The 16,093-nt window shown below is 45.7% G+C and carries 13 protein-coding genes; 10 read left to right on the top strand and 3 right to left on the bottom strand.

The annotated features are described in order from the left end of the window. The 3 genes from ACTQ05_RS02950 to ACTQ05_RS02940 form a co-directional block, all read left to right on the top strand. The coding region (locus ACTQ05_RS02950; RefSeq protein ID WP_441537896.1) for a hypothetical protein at nucleotides 1-2,091 on the top strand (2,091 nt) is incomplete at its 5' end. Between the two features lie 96 nt (nucleotides 2,092-2,187). Continuing rightward, nucleotides 2,188-3,309 carry a DegT/DnrJ/EryC1/StrS family aminotransferase gene (locus ACTQ05_RS02945; RefSeq protein ID WP_441083477.1) on the top strand — a complete coding sequence of 374 codons (1,122 nt, stop codon included), beginning with the start codon at nucleotides 2,188-2,190 and terminating at the stop codon, nucleotides 3,307-3,309. Nucleotides 3,310-3,311: 2 nt separating this feature from the next. After that, the gene (locus tag ACTQ05_RS02940) at nucleotides 3,312-3,941 is read left to right on the top strand and encodes an acetyltransferase (RefSeq protein ID WP_441083476.1); all 630 of its coding nucleotides are present in this window, start codon (nucleotides 3,312-3,314) and stop codon (nucleotides 3,939-3,941) included. Nucleotides 3,942-4,052: 111 nt separating this feature from the next. Here the strand turns inward: ACTQ05_RS02940 and ACTQ05_RS02935 are convergent, their stop codons facing one another. Then, nucleotides 4,053-5,522, bottom strand: coding sequence for a lipopolysaccharide biosynthesis protein (locus ACTQ05_RS02935; protein ID WP_441083475.1), 1,470 nt, complete (start codon nucleotides 5,520-5,522; stop codon nucleotides 4,053-4,055). 58 nt (nucleotides 5,523-5,580) lie between these two features. On the opposite strand from ACTQ05_RS02935, the gene ACTQ05_RS02930 reads away from it, so the two are divergent. From ACTQ05_RS02930 to rfbB, 3 genes are all read left to right on the top strand, one after another. Further along, the gene (locus tag ACTQ05_RS02930) at nucleotides 5,581-6,570 is read left to right on the top strand and encodes a glycosyltransferase (protein ID WP_441083474.1); all 990 of its coding nucleotides are present in this window, start codon (nucleotides 5,581-5,583) and stop codon (nucleotides 6,568-6,570) included. 145 nt (nucleotides 6,571-6,715) lie between these two features. Further along, nucleotides 6,716-7,615, top strand: coding sequence for a glucose-1-phosphate thymidylyltransferase RfbA (rfbA, locus tag ACTQ05_RS02925; protein ID WP_441083473.1), 900 nt, complete (start codon nucleotides 6,716-6,718; stop codon nucleotides 7,613-7,615). A 12-nt stretch (nucleotides 7,616-7,627) separates the two neighbouring features. Continuing rightward, nucleotides 7,628-8,647 carry a dTDP-glucose 4,6-dehydratase gene (rfbB, locus tag ACTQ05_RS02920; protein WP_441083472.1) on the top strand — a complete coding sequence of 340 codons (1,020 nt, stop codon included), beginning with the start codon at nucleotides 7,628-7,630 and terminating at the stop codon, nucleotides 8,645-8,647. Between the two features lie 68 nt (nucleotides 8,648-8,715). On the opposite strand, the gene ACTQ05_RS02915 is transcribed toward rfbB, so the two are convergent. Together ACTQ05_RS02915 and ACTQ05_RS02910 are read right to left on the bottom strand one after the other, a co-directional pair. Further along, nucleotides 8,716-9,831, bottom strand: a complete 1,116-nt coding sequence (locus tag ACTQ05_RS02915) for a glycosyltransferase family 4 protein (RefSeq protein ID WP_441537899.1) — start codon at nucleotides 9,829-9,831, stop codon at nucleotides 8,716-8,718. 83 nt (nucleotides 9,832-9,914) lie between these two features. Further along, complete coding sequence (locus tag ACTQ05_RS02910; protein ID WP_441083470.1) at nucleotides 9,915-10,892, bottom strand: glycosyltransferase family 2 protein; 978 nt, start codon at nucleotides 10,890-10,892, stop codon at nucleotides 9,915-9,917. Nucleotides 10,893-11,077: 185 nt separating this feature from the next. Here ACTQ05_RS02910 and ACTQ05_RS02905 point away from each other — a divergent pair, with 185 nt between their 5' ends. Genes ACTQ05_RS02905 through ACTQ05_RS02890 form a run of 4 tightly spaced genes read left to right on the top strand, consistent with a single transcriptional unit; the run spans nucleotide 11,078 to nucleotide 16,088 of the window. Further along, complete coding sequence (locus ACTQ05_RS02905; RefSeq protein ID WP_441083469.1) at nucleotides 11,078-11,770, top strand: glycosyltransferase family 2 protein; 693 nt, start codon at nucleotides 11,078-11,080, stop codon at nucleotides 11,768-11,770. Nucleotides 11,771-11,775: 5 nt separating this feature from the next. Continuing rightward, nucleotides 11,776-12,099, top strand: a complete 324-nt coding sequence (locus ACTQ05_RS02900) for a DUF2304 domain-containing protein (RefSeq protein ID WP_441083468.1) — start codon at nucleotides 11,776-11,778, stop codon at nucleotides 12,097-12,099. Between the two features lie 28 nt (nucleotides 12,100-12,127). Then, nucleotides 12,128-14,176, top strand: coding sequence for a DUF6541 family protein (locus tag ACTQ05_RS02895; RefSeq protein WP_441083467.1), 2,049 nt, complete (start codon nucleotides 12,128-12,130; stop codon nucleotides 14,174-14,176). Between the two features lie 34 nt (nucleotides 14,177-14,210). Next, nucleotides 14,211-16,088, top strand: coding sequence for a glycosyltransferase (locus tag ACTQ05_RS02890; protein WP_441083466.1), 1,878 nt, complete (start codon nucleotides 14,211-14,213; stop codon nucleotides 16,086-16,088). The last annotated feature ends 5 nt before the right edge of the window (nucleotides 16,089-16,093 follow it).

Genomic DNA, 16,093 nt, shown 5'->3' with positions numbered 1-16,093 from the left:
TCCGCGTCTTGCCCCTGGACCCCAGAGGTGACCGGAGACGTCAACATTTGGGTGGACGCCATCGACTCGGCCGGCCGCGTCACCACGCGCAAGTTCCCCGTGCATGTGGACGCTTGCCGACTCTCGGTTGATGGAGGGCCCGACTTGGAGTGGTCGCCCGGCATGAAGGTTTCCATTCATGCGGCGGCCGCACCCGGCGCGAAGCTCAAGTTCGTCTGGCAGAAGGACTCCTGGGCCGAGTGGGGGGTTGCGCAGGGGCCGTCCGAGGCGACATCCTGCACCTGGAAGCCCGCTTCGTCCGGTTCGTACAGGGTCTACGTCGACGTCTCCGTCGGCGGCCTCTCCGCGACCTCCGTACTTCCCGTCAGCATAACCGAGGACTTCTCCCTCGACGGCCTCTCCGCGAAGGCTACCGACGGCGGGTCGCCCCTGCTCGGGGACGAGTGCGAGCTTGGCCTGTCCGTCTCCGGCAATGCGGGCTCGGTCAGGTACAAGTTCGTCTGGGAGCAGGGCGGATGGTCTCGCTGGGGGACAATCCGCCAGGGCGAGCCCTCCGCGTCTTGCCCCTGGACCCCAGAGGTGACCGGAGACGTCAACATTTGGGTGGACGCCATCGACTCGGCCGGCCGCGTCACCACGCGCAAGTTCCCCGTGCATGTGGACAATAACTTGTCTAATTTCACTTCGATCTCCGTGGAACCTTCTGATGAGTCAGTTTCCGCTGGGGATACAGTTTCTATTACTCCCAATCTGATTGTTCGTAATAATAGAGGCGTTAAGTATAAGTACGTTTGGATGAGAAACAATTGGAATGAATGGGGCGTTATAGAATCTGGAGAGGATAAACCTTCATTAAATTGGGTTGTTTCGCGAACAGGTGACATTTCAATCTATGTTGATGTAATTGATACAACAACTGGTCAAACGCTTACATGTAAAAAAGACTGCTACTTTGCGCCTGAAGACTGGTCTTATGACGGTATTTCTGTTTCCAATACATTTATCAGGCCTGGCGATGAGGTTACCGTTACAACGGAGTGTGCAGGGGATACTCGCTTCTTAAACTATAAATTTGTTTGGAGTAGGAACAACTGGTCAAATTGGGGCATTGCTCAGAATGGTTCTGATGCTTCCCTATCTTGGACTCCTGATAAGCCCGGTGAGTATGATATTTATTGTGATGTGAGCGGCTCTGACGGCAAGGTTAATGCTCGCAAGATTCATATCGGTGTTTGGGACTATTCGAGAATTACAGCTATATCTACTGACGGAGATTGCTCATGGGGCGTTCGCGCTGATATGGGAACTCTTGATGCGGAGAGATCTGGTCTTTTCGAATTTAAATTTGTCTGGGCGAAACCGGATTGGAGTCAATGGGGTGTTCTCAGGGCGAAATCAACCACTAATGATGCCTACTTTAACCCTTCCGATTTGGGCTTGAGTCCAGGCTACTATGCTTTGTACTGTGATGTTACCTATCCTGACGGATCGGTTCATTCCAAGTCTACGCAGGTTTATTACAATCCAATCGGAAGTTCGACTGTTCTTGGGGTTAGTAGAATCAGCCTGCTTACATGGCTTACTTCGCATCAGTATGATTCTTATTATCTGGGTACGCGTTATTCCGGCGGCTTCTCATATGACACATGTCTTTATCCCAACGGAAGTCCAAGATGGGATGGCTATACAGGTATGAACTGCACCGGATTTGTTGCTCATGCTTATGCTGCTGTTGGCGGAGATGTTGCAGCGATAGGCAGAAATAACGCGCATTCGCCATGGGCCGGCGGGCCTGGTGGGGGAGGCTATATTAATGCCTGGCGTTGGTATGGTTATGCTTGTGACTCTGGTTGCAAAATGTATGAGTTTAGAACTGTTCGAGATATGTTAAATAGCGGCTATGCGCAGAAAGGGGATATTATTTTCTTTAAGACGAATGGGGCCATCGATTGTCATATAGGCTTTTTCTGGGGCGATACCCCTTATGAGAATAAGATGTGGCATCAGATTTTGCCTGGTAATCTGATTGGACCCTGTTTTAATAACGCGAATAAAAGCGAGAGGAATCAAACTGTGGTTCTGATTAAGTAGAGGTTGAGTGTTCCCTTAACCGTTGTTTAAATGGGAATAAGTGGTTCTTTTTATTTGTACCGATATTCAAGATTAGGTATGGAGTCGTTTTAGCAAATGCCAAATAGCAAAAAGAATATCCTTGTCACTCGCTCGTCTATGCCGCCGATGGAGGAGTATTTTAATGAAATTGCCCCTTTATGGGATAGTCACTGGCTAACAAATATGGGTGTTGAGCATTCGAAATTGGAGAATGAGCTTAAACATTATCTGGATATCGATAACATTGCGTTGTTCACTAATGGCCATAATGCACTTGAGTGCATTTTTGAAGCAATGCAACTTAAGGGCGAAGTTATCACAACGCCGTTCTCATTTGCCAGTACAACTCATGCAATAGTCCGAAAAGGATTAACGCCTGTTTTTGCTGACATTAAAAGAGATAACTATACACTCGATCCTTCTTCTATCGAGAAGTTGATAACCCCGCGTACTAGTGCAATCGTTCCTGTCCATGTATATGGAAATATATGCGATATTGATGCAATTCAAGAAATTGCTGACAAGCATGGTTTGAAGGTAATTTATGATGCAGCTCATGCGTTTGGCGTGAAAGTTAACGGTATATCCGTTGCGACTTTTGGTGATGCGTCAATGTTTAGTTTCCATGCGACAAAGGTATTTAATACAATCGAAGGCGGCGCGATTACGATGAAATGCGCTGATTTATATCCGCTGCTAAATCAATGGAAGAACTTTGGCATTATGGGCCCCGAAGATGTTGAATATGTCGGCGGCAATGCAAAGATGAATGAGTTTTGTGCTGCTATGGGCGTATGTAATCTTCGTCATCTAGATAATGAAATTAATAAGCGTAAGAAGGTTGCCGAACGGTATTGGTCGCATTTAGATGGAATTAAGGGACTGCAAGTATGTTGCCCGGCTGATAATATTCAGTCTAATTATGCATATCTGCCCGTGGTGTTTACCGAAGAATTTGGTGCAACGCGAGACGATGCTTTCAACGCATTGGCTTCTGTTGGCGTCGGCGCTCGTAAATATTTCTATCCTCTTATCAACGATTATGCTTGCTATAGGAGCGTGTACTCAAGCGAGCGGACGCCAGTTGCAAAATATGTCTCTGATCGAGTGCTGACTTTACCGATGTATGCCGACCTCAAGCTTGAAGATGTTGATTTAATATGCGATACCGTTCTTAATTGTGGCCGCGGAGAATGATAGTGAAACCTTTTCTTATTATTGGTTCGGGGGGTCACGGTAAATCGGTATTAGATTGCCTGCTGCAGCTAAACTCGGATGCGGACGTTGTATTTGCTTCGAACGTTGCCTCGCCTTCGCCCATTCCGGGGTTTCGAATTATAAATGAAAATCATATTTCGATTGAGCAAATGATTGCCGATTATTGCGGTGTTGTGGTTGCAATTGGTGATAACTACGCGCGCATGAATAAGATCAAGCGACTGACCGCCGCGGGCGTTTCTCTACCGTCAATTATCCATCCAAATGCGAGTGTCAGTCCTCTTTCAACCATTGGCAGAGGCTCTGTGGTTTTGGCATCAGCTGTTGTGAATTCATTTGCCTGTGTTGGGGACGGCTGCATTATCAATACGGGGGCTATCGTTGAGCATGAATGCCAAATTGGCCAAGGCGTTCACCTTTCGCCTAAAGTTGCACTTGGTGGCGGTACGATTATTGGGGATAGAACATGGCTCTGTATAGGATCAAGCGTTTCTGACCACGTTTCTGTTCCATGTGATTCAGTTGTTGCTGCGGGTTCTGTTGTGCTTGATTCTTTTAAGCAGGGCGGCCTTTATGCAGGAGTTCCTGCAGTGCTTAAAAGAAGCTATTAATCTATTTAAATAGCTTCTTACGTTGCAAGAGATGTTGTTTCGTTAACCTGGCCATGTAGCGGTCGTGTATATGAGCTGCAGCCTTTTTTATCTGGCTACAGCTCATATTTTTTAAGCGTGTTTTAAAAAACGAGACATCAGTTCATTTTGCAAATAAGTAAAAGCGTCATTTTTGAATATGATCGACTGCGCAATATATGCTGCAAGCATTAAAATGAATTGTACTGCTGCGCAAGCAATTGTAGATTCATCCATTACAACAGTTGCGGCTAGTGAAAAGAGCGCCGATGTTAGAGTTGCGAAAATAGTTGGTGCCAAATCTTTCATTTGTTCTAGATACGAGTAGTGAATTAACTTTTTATTGGGGAATGCGTTTATAAAAGTCGAAATTAGCCCATCAAGTATGTAGCCGTAACATATAAACTTTATATCACTTGTAAAGAAGGTCGCTACAAGCAAAATCGCTGTACCAATTACCTTTTTTAAGATTTCTAGTTTGAGATATATATCGGTGTGTCCTATGCCGTTTAATGCCTGCAGATTCGTTGAATGAATTGGCAATAGTGCATAGACAATGCAAAAGGCACGAAAATAGGGGGCTGATCCCACCCATTGCTCGCCCAGCACAAATCGGATTAACGGTTCGGCGACCACTGCGCAGAATACCATTAGCGGGAAAATGACATATGCCGAGGATTTAAGGGACCGTCGTACAATGCCTTTAACTTTATCAATATCAGATTGAACTCTTGAGACCGTTGATAACATAATCGGTTGAATAGTTGAATCGAGAACTGTTCCCAGCACCATGGGATATTTTTTTCCTTGATTGAAATATCCAAGAGCGGAAGAATTATATTTTTTACCAACGATTAAATCTGATAGAGACTGATAGGTCGTTTCGATTAATCCCGAAGCGAGCAACTTCCATCCAAATGAATACAGCGCCTTTGCTTCACTGAAAGAAAATTGTAGTTTTGGGAACCAGCGGGTTTCAAAACTGATTGCGATTGATCCTGCAATGCTGAATACGACCTGTTGAGTAACAAGACCCCAAACCCCGTATCCCAGTACTGCGATTGCGATTCCTGCCGCACCGCTAAGTAGCATTGCAATTAAGTTAGCTTTAAATATGCGCTTGAAATCAAGTTCTCTTGTAACTATTGCAACCTGAATTGCGTAAATCGAGTTGAAAATGAAAATCAGGCATAAAACCCTAAGTGGTGTTATGAGGGCATCCATCGAATAGAAACTGGAGATTAGAGGAGCAGAGAAGAACAATGCACAATATAGGATGCTTGCCGTTGCAAAGCTTAGCCAAAAAGCGGTATCAATGTCTAATTCGCTTAAATCTTTTTTTTGAATAATTGCTGTGTTAAGACCAGACTGTACGAACACGTTTCCAATATTAACGAAGACAACCATTATTGCCATAATGCCGAAATCATTCGGCGATAGTAGGCGCGCCAGGACTATTTGGATGATAAGTGCGATGCCTTGGCTTCCTGCTTTTTCGAGAAAATTCCAAACAAAAGAAGTGATTGCTCGGTCTTTTAGTGATTCCGTTGAGACGTCTTTCATGCTTTATCCTAAACCCAATCGGTAATTATGTTCAGCGCTGTTTTAAGGAGCTAGAAAAGTGTCAAACCCAGGTATCAGCGTGCTGATGCTATCATTCAATCATGAAAAGTATATTCGTGAATCTCTTGATTCTGTTCTCTGTCAGAAAACCGATATACCCTTTGAAATCATTATCTATGACGATTGCTCTACAGATGGTTCTCGTGATGTCATATTGGACTATCAAAGTCGATACCCTAATTTGGTCAAAACGATATTTCCGGATGAAAATCAGTACTCAAAAGGCAAGTCTCCCATTGCTGAGTATTTGATCCCTTCGGCAAAGGGAGAATATGTTGCACTTCTAGAATGCGATGACTACTGGACGGATGCTAATAAACTCCAGAGACAATTCGAATACCTTAGCTCGCATTCCGATTGCGCTATGTGTGCTCATTCAGTTGAGATTTTCGATGACGGCAGGCAGTCTGTTATTGGGCGAGTGAATGAGTACGATGCCCCTCGCCTTTTTTCTCTTCCGGACTTGGTTGAACGAGGCGGCGGAGCGCTCCAGACGTGTAGTTTTTTCTGCCGTAATTCATATTTACAGGACTATATCTCGTGGCGACCGGCTAAATGTCCCGTTGAGGATTGGCCTATTATGCTCTATATGGCTACACGGGGAAATGTCGTTTGCATTCCGGAGGCAATGGGAAGATATCGAGTCAATAACGTGAGTTCATGGACGGGAGAAAGACTCGAAAATAAGGAACATGCGGCTATTTTCGATAGAAAGATTATCGAGATGCTCACCAGTCTTTCGACCCTTCTTCCCGCTTCGGTTTTTGATGGCATTGAAAGGAAGAAGTACACGCTGGCTTATGATTATGCTTTTAGAAAAGGTATTAGCCCGAAAGATGCGTTTCATGAACTGAACGTTTCTGCTTCGTCTCTATCGAATGGAATGAGAGTAAAGCTGTCGATAGCGTTAATTGCGAAAACTGTATTGCACAAATTGCGACTACAAGGTCTTATTGATTCGGCTTTGCTCCTGGTTTCATCTAAGTAGCAGAATTATTACAGTTAATTAATGCCTAAGTGATATTCAAATATCTAAATTGAAAACTATTCGAATGAAACCCAGCGTCATAGTGCAAAGTTAGCTATTTGATTATTATTTATATAAGTGTTTTTCCAGCTCGGGAGTTTAATTAATGAAGGGCATCATTCTTGCCGGTGGATCCGGTACACGTTTGTATCCACTTACGCTTGTGACCTCAAAACAGTTGTTGCCAATTTATGACAAACCTATGATTTTCTATCCATTGTCAACTCTGATGCTTGCTGGGATTAGGGATATTTTAGTCATATCCACTCCTGTTGACCTCCCGAACTTTAAACGCTTGCTTGGAGATGGCTCTCGTTATGGTGTCAGGCTGTCTTATGCGGAGCAACCGAGCCCCGATGGCCTGGCTCAGGCATTTACAATTGGAGAAGACTTTATTGATGGCGAGCCGTGCGCCCTTGTACTTGGAGATAACATTTTCTATGGCAATGGACTGTCTCGACATTTGACTCGAGCTGTTCATAATGCTGAAGCTGGTCGCGCAACGGTCTTTGGCTATCATGTAGATGATCCGGAGCGTTTTGGTGTTGTCGAGTTTGACGAAAATGGTCTAGCGGTATCAATTGAAGAGAAGCCAGAGCATCCTAAGTCTTCATATGCGATCACAGGGCTTTATTTTTATCCGGGAGATGTTGCCGAAAGAGCAAAAAAGGTCAAGCCGTCGGCCCGAGGTGAACTTGAGATTACTGATCTCATAAGCATGTATCTTAAGGATGGAACGCTTTCTGTAGTTACTCTTGGCCGGGGCTATGCTTGGCTTGATACCGGTACTATGGAGAGCCTCCATGAGGCATCTGAGTTTGTTCGGGCTGTTGAACATAGTCAGGATTTGCCGATTTCGGTTCCCGAGGAGATTGCTTGGGAGCATGGATGGATTGATACCGAAGAACTAGAAGAGGCTGCTAAGGCTTATGGCAAGTCTGTCTACGGCCGGCACCTAAAGAAGGTCGCCGCCGGCGAGATCGTCAACAGCCCGCGCGAGTACTAGGAAGAACCCCTCATGTCTGAGACCTTTGAACCCAAGAACATCATCGTCACGGGCGGCTGCGGCTTCATCGGCAGCAACTTCGTGCACTACGTCGTGGACAACCACCCGGACGTGCACGTGACCGTCCTGGACAAGCTGACTTACGCCGGCAACCCCGAGAACATCGCCGGGCTGCCCGCCGACCGCGTGGAGCTCGTCGTGGGCGACATCTGCGACGCCGGGCTGCTGGATCGCATCGTCCCGGGCCACGACGCCATCGTGCACTACGCCGCAGAGTCCCACAACGACAACTCCATCGCCGACCCCGAGCCGTTCCTGCGCACCAACGTCGAGGGAACCTTCCGCCTGCTGGAGGCCGTCCGCAAGCACGGCGTCCGCTACCACCACGTGTCCACCGACGAGGTCTACGGCGACCTGGCGCTCGACGACCCCGCCAAGTTCACCGAGGAGACGCCGTACAAGCCGAGTTCTCCGTACTCGAGCACCAAGGCGTCCTCCGACATGCTCGTGCGCGCCTGGACCCGCACCTACGGCCTGCGCACGACCATCTCCAACTGCTCCAACAACTACGGCCCCTACCAGCACGTGGAGAAGTTCATCCCCAGGCAGATCACCAACATCGTCGACGGCGTGCGCCCCAAGCTCTACGGCCGCGGCGAGAACGTCCGCGACTGGATCCACACCGAGGACCACTCCTCGGCCGTCTGGGACATCCTGACCAAGGGCCGCATGGGGGAGACCTACCTCATCGGCGCCGACGGCGAGAGGGACAACATCACCGTGCTCCGCATGATCCTGGAGGCGATGGGAAAGGACCCCGAGGACTTCGACTGGGTCGCCGACCGCCCCGGCCACGACCGCCGCTACGCCATCGACTCGACCAAGCTCCAGCGCGAGCTCGGCTGGAGGCCGGCGCACACCGACTTCGCCGAGGGGCTCAGACAGACCATCGAATGGTACGTCGCCAACGAGTCCTGGTGGCGCCCGGCCAAGGAGGCCACCGAGGCTAGGTACAGGGCACAGGGGCAGTAGCGTGCCCTAAAGGATTATTGTTTTGATGGGTTGAGGGCAACGGGGGATTAAATAGCCGCCAAGTGCCCTCAATTATTGTTAGTAGATAGCGTATCTAGGACATTTGTGCATAGATTCAAGGCGGTCTGACTCCATGTGAATCGCGTGCAGACTAGATCATGAACATTATGAGAGTGCTCAAAAAGTAAATCCGGGTTTTCGAAATATACAAGGACAGCCTTTTTAATAGAGTCAATTGCGCAGTCTTGCAAAACTGTACCGAAATTGCTTTCGGGGATGATATCGGATGCGCCTGCGCAATTACTAACCACGATTGCGCACTTTTGAGCTGCAGCCTCAAGAAGAACGGTTGGCATGCCCTCTGGATATTCACTAGGCATAAGAAAACAGCTAGCATAGCGTAGCAAGGATGACATGTCAGGTTCATTTAATCTTCCGACAAAATGGATTCTTTCATTTTGCGCGTTGGACACCGCTGTATTTAATGGACCACTGCCCGCAATAATCAAATGAATGTTTTTGCCATGAATGCCGTCAATTGCTTCTATTGCCTTCATGACGCCTTTTTCCTCAATCAGGCGACCGGCATATGCAACGACAAATGCGTCAGGAGATATATTAAGCTCAGAATCCCAGTCTCTTTTTGATGCAGATAAGCAGTATGCATCAGCATCAATCGAGTTGGGTATTACGGAATGGGGTGAAAACCCCAAGCTTTTTATCCACTGTAAGCTTCGATTCGAAACTGCACATGCAACCGGTTTGCTTCTAGAAATGATTTTTGTTGACAGTCCTTCATACAATCGCATGAGATAACCCATTGGACTTTTTTCTGTAGACAAGTATCCTGAGCTATGGTCAATCAAAACCGGCCGTATGTGCTTCTTTACAGCAATCCTGCATGCAAGGAGACAGATTGGATAATAGCGAGTGTTGATAATGATGTCGCTAATGGACAGTTTCATTATCTGATTAAAAATCCGGTATGTGCTTGGTATAGGTTTGATAATAGGAAATCTGTCATTCATTAGAGACAACGAGGGCACCTCGATCAAAGAGATGTCGTTGTCACTAGTGATTCCGTTACTTCGCTCGGAATTGGAAGAAGTGAGTATAACAACTTTGTTGCCAAGCTCAGTCAATTTTTTTGCGAGATTTTCGGTGTACCTCTCCACTCCCCCCATGTGAGGGGAGTAGTATGCGCTGACAATTAATATTCGTCGCATAGTTATCCTTTGCGTTAAGAGGCTGTTGCTATTAGGGGTAATTACAGCTTAGAAATAATGTAGTATGCAGGCCAGTCAAGGTGTAACTTCTGCAATCCCAGCATCACCCCTACACCTAGGCGAATTTTTAATGTCTGGCCTTTTGGTTTTAGAATACCTATGTGAGGATTTTTTAGATAGTTCGGGAAATTCCTTCTGGCATGTGAAAACACAAAAGCATACTTTGATTTCATTAGCTTTGGTCCGCAACCCTTATTAAAAACAACCAAGGCATTGATCATGTTTGCTAAATAGGTGTATTCAATAACATCGAATCTGCTTTTCGGTAGTTTTGAGAGATCGTGGCTCTGAAGGAAAAGATCAAACATTTCCGCCATGATTTGCTCATGATTTTTCTTGTAGTTCATTGAACCGGTGATGGATTGGCGGTTGAAGTAGTAATAATAGCCCTCGTATGGAATGATTTTCACTTTCGCGTTGCAGTAAAAGGCGCAGAGGCTAAAGTAGATATCCTCACCGCAAGGGACACCGGTAAAGCCCAGTTTGTTTTCTTCGATAAAGGACTTTTTAAAGAGTTTTGCGCATGCAATTGCATAGGTCGTCGTACTCCATACGCTGTTTGATATGCGATGCCTTTTCAGTTTGCCATCAATATCCCTTATGAAACCTCCTGCGATGATGTCGTAGTCGCCATCTTCGGCTGCTTGAAGATACGTTTCGATGTAGTTGGGGGCGACATAGTCATCGCTATCTACAAAGAGAACATATTCGCTATCAACATGTTTGAGAGCTCTTTCTCTTGTTCGACCAAGACCTAAATTGCGCTCATTGTTTAGAACTTGAATCTTAGATGGAAACTTTTCTTGATACCTCGAGAGAATATCGCAGCTGTTATCAGGACTGCAGTCGTTAACGCAAAGCACTTTATAATCAGAAAAAGTTTGGTTGACGAGACTGTCGAGACAACGACCAAGATACTTTTCAACGTTATAGACTGGGACGATAACTGTCACTTTCATTTGGATTCCTTGTCTCTATGGTAAAACACGATTTTGCATGTATAGGGGTATGCTCGTTTGTTTCCTATCCTATATGCCAATGCGATATGAGTGAATATATAATAATCATATGGTTCAGCTACTCATAAGATATATTGAATGGCTGTTCAGGTTCTACTGATTTACCACGAGAGAATGGTGCTCGATTGTCGTCTAAATCGAATGTGCTTATTGCTATTCCTGCATATAACGAAGAGGAGTGCATTGAAGGCACGGTAAAAGAGCTCCGTTCGATTGCGCCAGAGTTTGACTTCATTATTATCAACGACGGTTCTCGGGATCGAACGGGCGAGATTTGTGATTCGTTGGGCTGTAATGTCATTACGATGCCTATTAACTGCGGCCTGACTGTTGGCTTTCAGACCGCGGCTCGATATGCCGTCGACCATGGTTATGACTATATGATTCAATTTGATGCTGACGGGCAACATCGTCCGGAGTATTTGGCTGCCCTTGTTGAGAAGGCGGAAAAAACTGGTTCCGATATCGTTATCGGTTCTAGGTTTCTGACTGTTCGCAAAGACAAATCGATGCGTATGGTTGGTTCTCGCATGATTACTGTTTTGATTAAGGCGCTGACTGGCCATCGCATCAGTGATCCTACATCCGGATTTAGGCTGTTTAGTCGCCCTGTGCTCGAAAGGTATTATTACGACAACACTCTTAATCCCGAGCCAGAATCAATCGCCTTATTTTTAAAACAAGGATATTCGGTCTCCGAGGTCCAGGTTTCCATGCGTGAACGCCAAGGTGGGGAGAGCTACTTAAATCCGGTTAAGTCCATACAGTATATGCTCCGGGTATTTGTAACGCTTCTTATTGTTCAGTGGTTTAGGTGATTGCTGTGTCTATATCGCTTCGCGTGTTGCTGATCGTCAGCGCTGCTATTGTTTTGATTTTTGTTGCCCGAAAGCTTAAGAAGTCCCAGATGCAAGCTCTGGATTCCTTGTTTTGGCTATTATTTAGCTTAAGTTTCGTAATTTTAGGCATTTTTCCCGAAATAGCAACCGCTATTTCATCTCTCTTTGGTTTTGTTTCACCTTCGAACTTAGTGTTTTTATACGTGATTGCTGTTCTCGTAGTGCGCGATTTCTGCAATTCCCTGCGCTTGGCTAAGTTGGAGGAACGCTTGAATTCTCTTGTTCAGGCGGTCGCATTAGATAAATAACACCTTCTTTTAGGCAATAGGATTGTGTATGAGCACTTGGATTTCATTTACTGGCGCAATTGCAGTGGCCTCTTTTCTGCTGTTTTTTCCTGGGTACCTTTTACTTTCCCCTTTTAAGAGTATTCGGTTGTCAAAATTGGCAATTGCTCCAATCGTTTCTATTTTCATTACTTGTGTGACCGGTGTTATTACTTCGGTATTTCTTCACTCTGTAAATGTGTGGGTTTTCATCTGCCTTGAACTAGCGATTCCGATTTTGGTTTTCGTTGCATCTTTTGTCTGGCGCCTTGTGGGATCTACTCAGATGCCCGTAGGGTCCTGTTCTGGTTATTTGAATACTAAAGACGCTGGTTTCTATCAAGTCCTGTACCTGATCGTTGGGTTTATTGCTGCTATCTATGTCTTTGTGTCCGTTCTCGGTTCGCCTGAGTTTTTTTCAGTGTCGATAGACAATTCGTATCATCTCAATGAGATTCATGCTCTTGCAACCACTGGCTGCTATTCTCCTGCGGGAATAAGCGTTTACCCAACCGTTCCTGGATATGGTTCCACTGGAGCTGGGTTTTACCCCGCTGCATGGCACGTAATCTGCGCGCTGGTGAGCAATCTTCTTTCTATTAGCGCTGCTGTCGCTATCAATGCAGTTAATTTCTCGCTTGTTGCTTTCGTATTTCCAATGAGCTGCTTTGCGTTGATGAGTGTCATTACTGAAAAAAAGACTTGTCTCGCACTGGGAGCTTTAATTTGCATTTCTGCATATGCGTTCCCGTGGAGGCTGCTTACCTTCGGTGTCCTATATTCAAATCTTGCCGCTTTTTGTCTTGTATGCTCAGTTTGTTCCGTATTCATGAGCCTAACTAAGGGCGAAGGTCTGTCTATCCAAAACAGAGTTTTGTTGGCCTTTTTATTTCTTTTCGGATTGTTCGACCTATTTTTGCTTCAACCTAATGGGGTTTTCTCTGTTGGCGTTTTGCTGCTTCCATACGCGGCTGCAAGGTTGTATAGCTTTTGCATTGCGAAAAATCTCACTCCGCTTAAGTCGTTTTCAGCTGCGGTTGGCCTAGTGGTCTGCTTTGTTGCCGCTTGGATCGTTGCATATAATTTACCCATGATGCAAGGAGTTGTTGGCGTTAGCTGGAGTCACTATACGTCGGCTTCGCAAATGTTGGTCAATTTCCTCTGCCAGTCGTACTCTCCGGATTCTCCCAGTAATCTTGTTCTTGGTTTATTCGTCATTGTGGGACTGTTTTATACCCTGCAGCGCGTTGAGCTTCGCTGGATATCTGTTTCTTATTTTCTTGCGTTAGCCATTCATTTCTCCACAGGTGCTACAGAGGCAGTATTTAAACCGTGGTTTGCTGGATTTTGGTATGCTGATCCATATAGAACAGCTACGTTGTGCACGCTTGCCGCGTTTCCGTTGGCGGTCTTTGGTTCTTCGATTGTTTTCGTTGAGCTAAGAAAGAGAATTCTTGACAGCAAGCATATGTCTGCCGGATCGTTCAATCGACTTTATTCCGCTATATTTGTCGTGCTTTTTGTTACGGCTGTTTTCTATCCTTCATTTCAGATTCCGGGCTTCCTTAACGTTGAAATGGTTTTTGGCAAAACAAGGAATGTAATCAAACGAGACTATGACATGTACAACCCAGAGGAATTAAATGCGAAAGAGCTTGAATTTGCATCGTCTGTAAAGGAGATTGTGGGTGATTCCGTTGTTTTAAATTCGCCCTATGACGGATCAGCTTTTCTTTACGGGTCTTCTGATATTCAGGTGTACTATCGCTCTTTAAACAGCTCTCCCGAGAATGACCCCAACGAGTCCATCGCCAGTAGGGTCATAAGGCATGGACTCTATAAGATTGGGTCGGATTCCGAGATGAGGCAGGCCGTTAAGGTAACCGGTGCCCATTATGTACTATTGCTCGATTCCGATAATTGTAAATCAAGAGGTCATGTTTTTACGTATAACCCGGATGACTGGGATGGTATCGAGGAGATTAACGATAAGACTCCTGGGTTTACACTATTAAAAAAATCGGGGCATTCTAGGCTGTATCGCATCGATTTAGAGTAATTATTGTTTTAGTATCAATTGAAATTGGAGCCTCATGCAGTTTAAGTTGGCGAATCTCATCTTCAGTGGTAACCAGGCGTTTGATCAATTCCCGACCCTCTCTTTTAGAGAGCTAGCCGGTAGGGCGATTTCTGATTCTCCATCTTCTCTGAGATTGCTTGGTTCTTCTTGGGTTGATTTTTCCACTTATTTTAATTCTCTTTCTATAATGAAGTGGAAAGAGTACTCGAATGCTGGGTCTTTTTATCTTCATTTCAAATATCGGGGTGCCGGTTTTGAATTTCAGCAGAGGACCGTTGGTAATCTTGATTGGAGCTCCCGTGTTGTTCCGGACTCCAATCGCAGCTTCTCTTCTTCTGATGTTTGGGCTTCCGTTGATATCGAAATTACCGAGCAGACTGGTGAAACACTACATTCCTTCAGCATTGAAAGTTCCGGCGATTTGACGCTTGATGATGCCTATTATTATGTGGATGTTGATCCTTGCTGCATTCATCCAGTCGAATTAGCTCTTGCTATTACGACATTTAAAAAAGAACAGTACGTCCTTAACAATCTAAATCTCATTAAAGAGGGGATTCTTTCTAGTAAAGAGCCAATTTCGGAACATTTTCATGTCCATGTTGTCGACAACGGCAGATCCTTAGACTGCAACTCTGGATCGGATCGTATTTCGATTCATCCTAATCCAAATGTCGGCGGTTCCGGTGGGTTTGCTCGTGGCATGATCGAGGCGCTGGAACAGAATCCTAAAGCGACTCATGTTCTCCTGATGGACGACGATGTTGAGGTTCTTCCCGAGAGCTTTATCCGTACGTTCAATCTGCTTTCTCTTCTCAAAGAAGAATATGTTAACGCCTTTTTATCGGGCGCAATGATGAGCTTGGAAGAGCTCAATTTGCGTACCGAGGATTTGGGGTTCTTTACTGCTAAGGGAACTTTTTCTCCCCTTAAGCCTGAAGGCTATATGACTTCACTTCATGATGTGGTTGAGACCGAGATATATAAGGCCCCAACTGGCCTTTATGAGGACACTGCCCAACAGTATGCTGGCTGGTGGTATTGCGTTATACCTACCGCAACGATTGAGCGCGAGGGGCTGCCTTTGCCTTTATTTGTTCGTTCGGATGACGCCGAGTACGCGCTTCGCTGTAAGCCTAGGTTCATGTCCATGAATGGTATTTGCGTTTGGCATAATTCTTTTAAGTTTAAGTACAGTGCCGCTGTGGAGCGTTATCAGGTGAGCCGAAATACGCTGATTAGCCAAGCGACGACCGGCGTTGCTCCCCTTGCTGATTTTCTTTATGAGATTCGTCGTGAGGTCGAACTAGACCTGAAGAAATTTGACTACGATGACGCTCTTCTTGCTGTAAAGGGCCTTGAAGATTTTTTGAGAGGCCCAGAGTGGATTTCTCATCCGGTTGCTGAAGCTCGCTTTATGGCGGCAAATCGTGAAAGGGAACAATTGATTCCCATCGAGCAACTCGTCCCTCAAGCGCTAGAGCTGGGCGTCGACTTGACGCAGTTAACTTTTGGCAATTTGAGTCTTGGGGGCGACAGGTCTAGGCTGCAGGCGTTTAAGGATTATCTGACCATTAATGGTCACCGTTTCGTTAATGATTCAGCAAAGCGTAGAGACAAGGTTGCTGTTATTGATGCTGCGGGATGGGTCTATCCCGCTGGTAAAATTAGGGATGTTGACACGCTTATTGTGGTAGATATGCCTAATAAAAAGGGTGCCATTAGACATATGGACAAGAAGCGATTCAAAGAGGTTTGGACTCGTTTTCGTAAAGCCGAGAAGGAATTCAAGCGTAACAAAGATAAGATTTATGCCGAATACGCTTCGTATAGAGATGTCTTTACTTCGATTGATTTTTGGAAACAGTATTTGAAAGAGGCGTCTGAGTAGTCTTC

This window comes from Collinsella sp. LCP21S3_A9, from assembly GCF_052118785.1.
In the GTDB taxonomy this organism is placed as follows: Bacteria; Actinomycetota; Coriobacteriia; order Coriobacteriales; family Coriobacteriaceae; genus Collinsella.
This window is presented reverse-complemented; position numbering and strand designations above follow the sequence as displayed.

Excerpts from the sequence above, each read along its gene's own strand:
- ACTQ05_RS02945 (WP_441083477.1), top strand. The coding sequence starts at position 2,188 with ATGCCAAATAGCAAAAAGAATATCCTTGTCACTCGCTCGTCTATGCCG.
- ACTQ05_RS02935 (WP_441083475.1), bottom strand. The coding sequence starts at position 5,522 with ATGAAAGACGTCTCAACGGAATCACTAAAAGACCGAGCAATCACTTCT.
- rfbA (WP_441083473.1), top strand. The coding sequence starts at position 6,716 with ATGAAGGGCATCATTCTTGCCGGTGGATCCGGTACACGTTTGTATCCA.
- rfbB (WP_441083472.1), top strand. The coding sequence starts at position 7,628 with ATGTCTGAGACCTTTGAACCCAAGAACATCATCGTCACGGGCGGCTGC.
- ACTQ05_RS02915 (WP_441537899.1), bottom strand. The coding sequence starts at position 9,831 with ATGGGGGGAGTGGAGAGGTACACCGAAAATCTCGCAAAAAAATTGACT.
- ACTQ05_RS02910 (WP_441083470.1), bottom strand. The coding sequence starts at position 10,892 with ATGAAAGTGACAGTTATCGTCCCAGTCTATAACGTTGAAAAGTATCTT.
- ACTQ05_RS02895 (WP_441083467.1), top strand. The coding sequence starts at position 12,128 with ATGAGCACTTGGATTTCATTTACTGGCGCAATTGCAGTGGCCTCTTTT.
- ACTQ05_RS02890 (WP_441083466.1), top strand. The coding sequence starts at position 14,211 with ATGCAGTTTAAGTTGGCGAATCTCATCTTCAGTGGTAACCAGGCGTTT.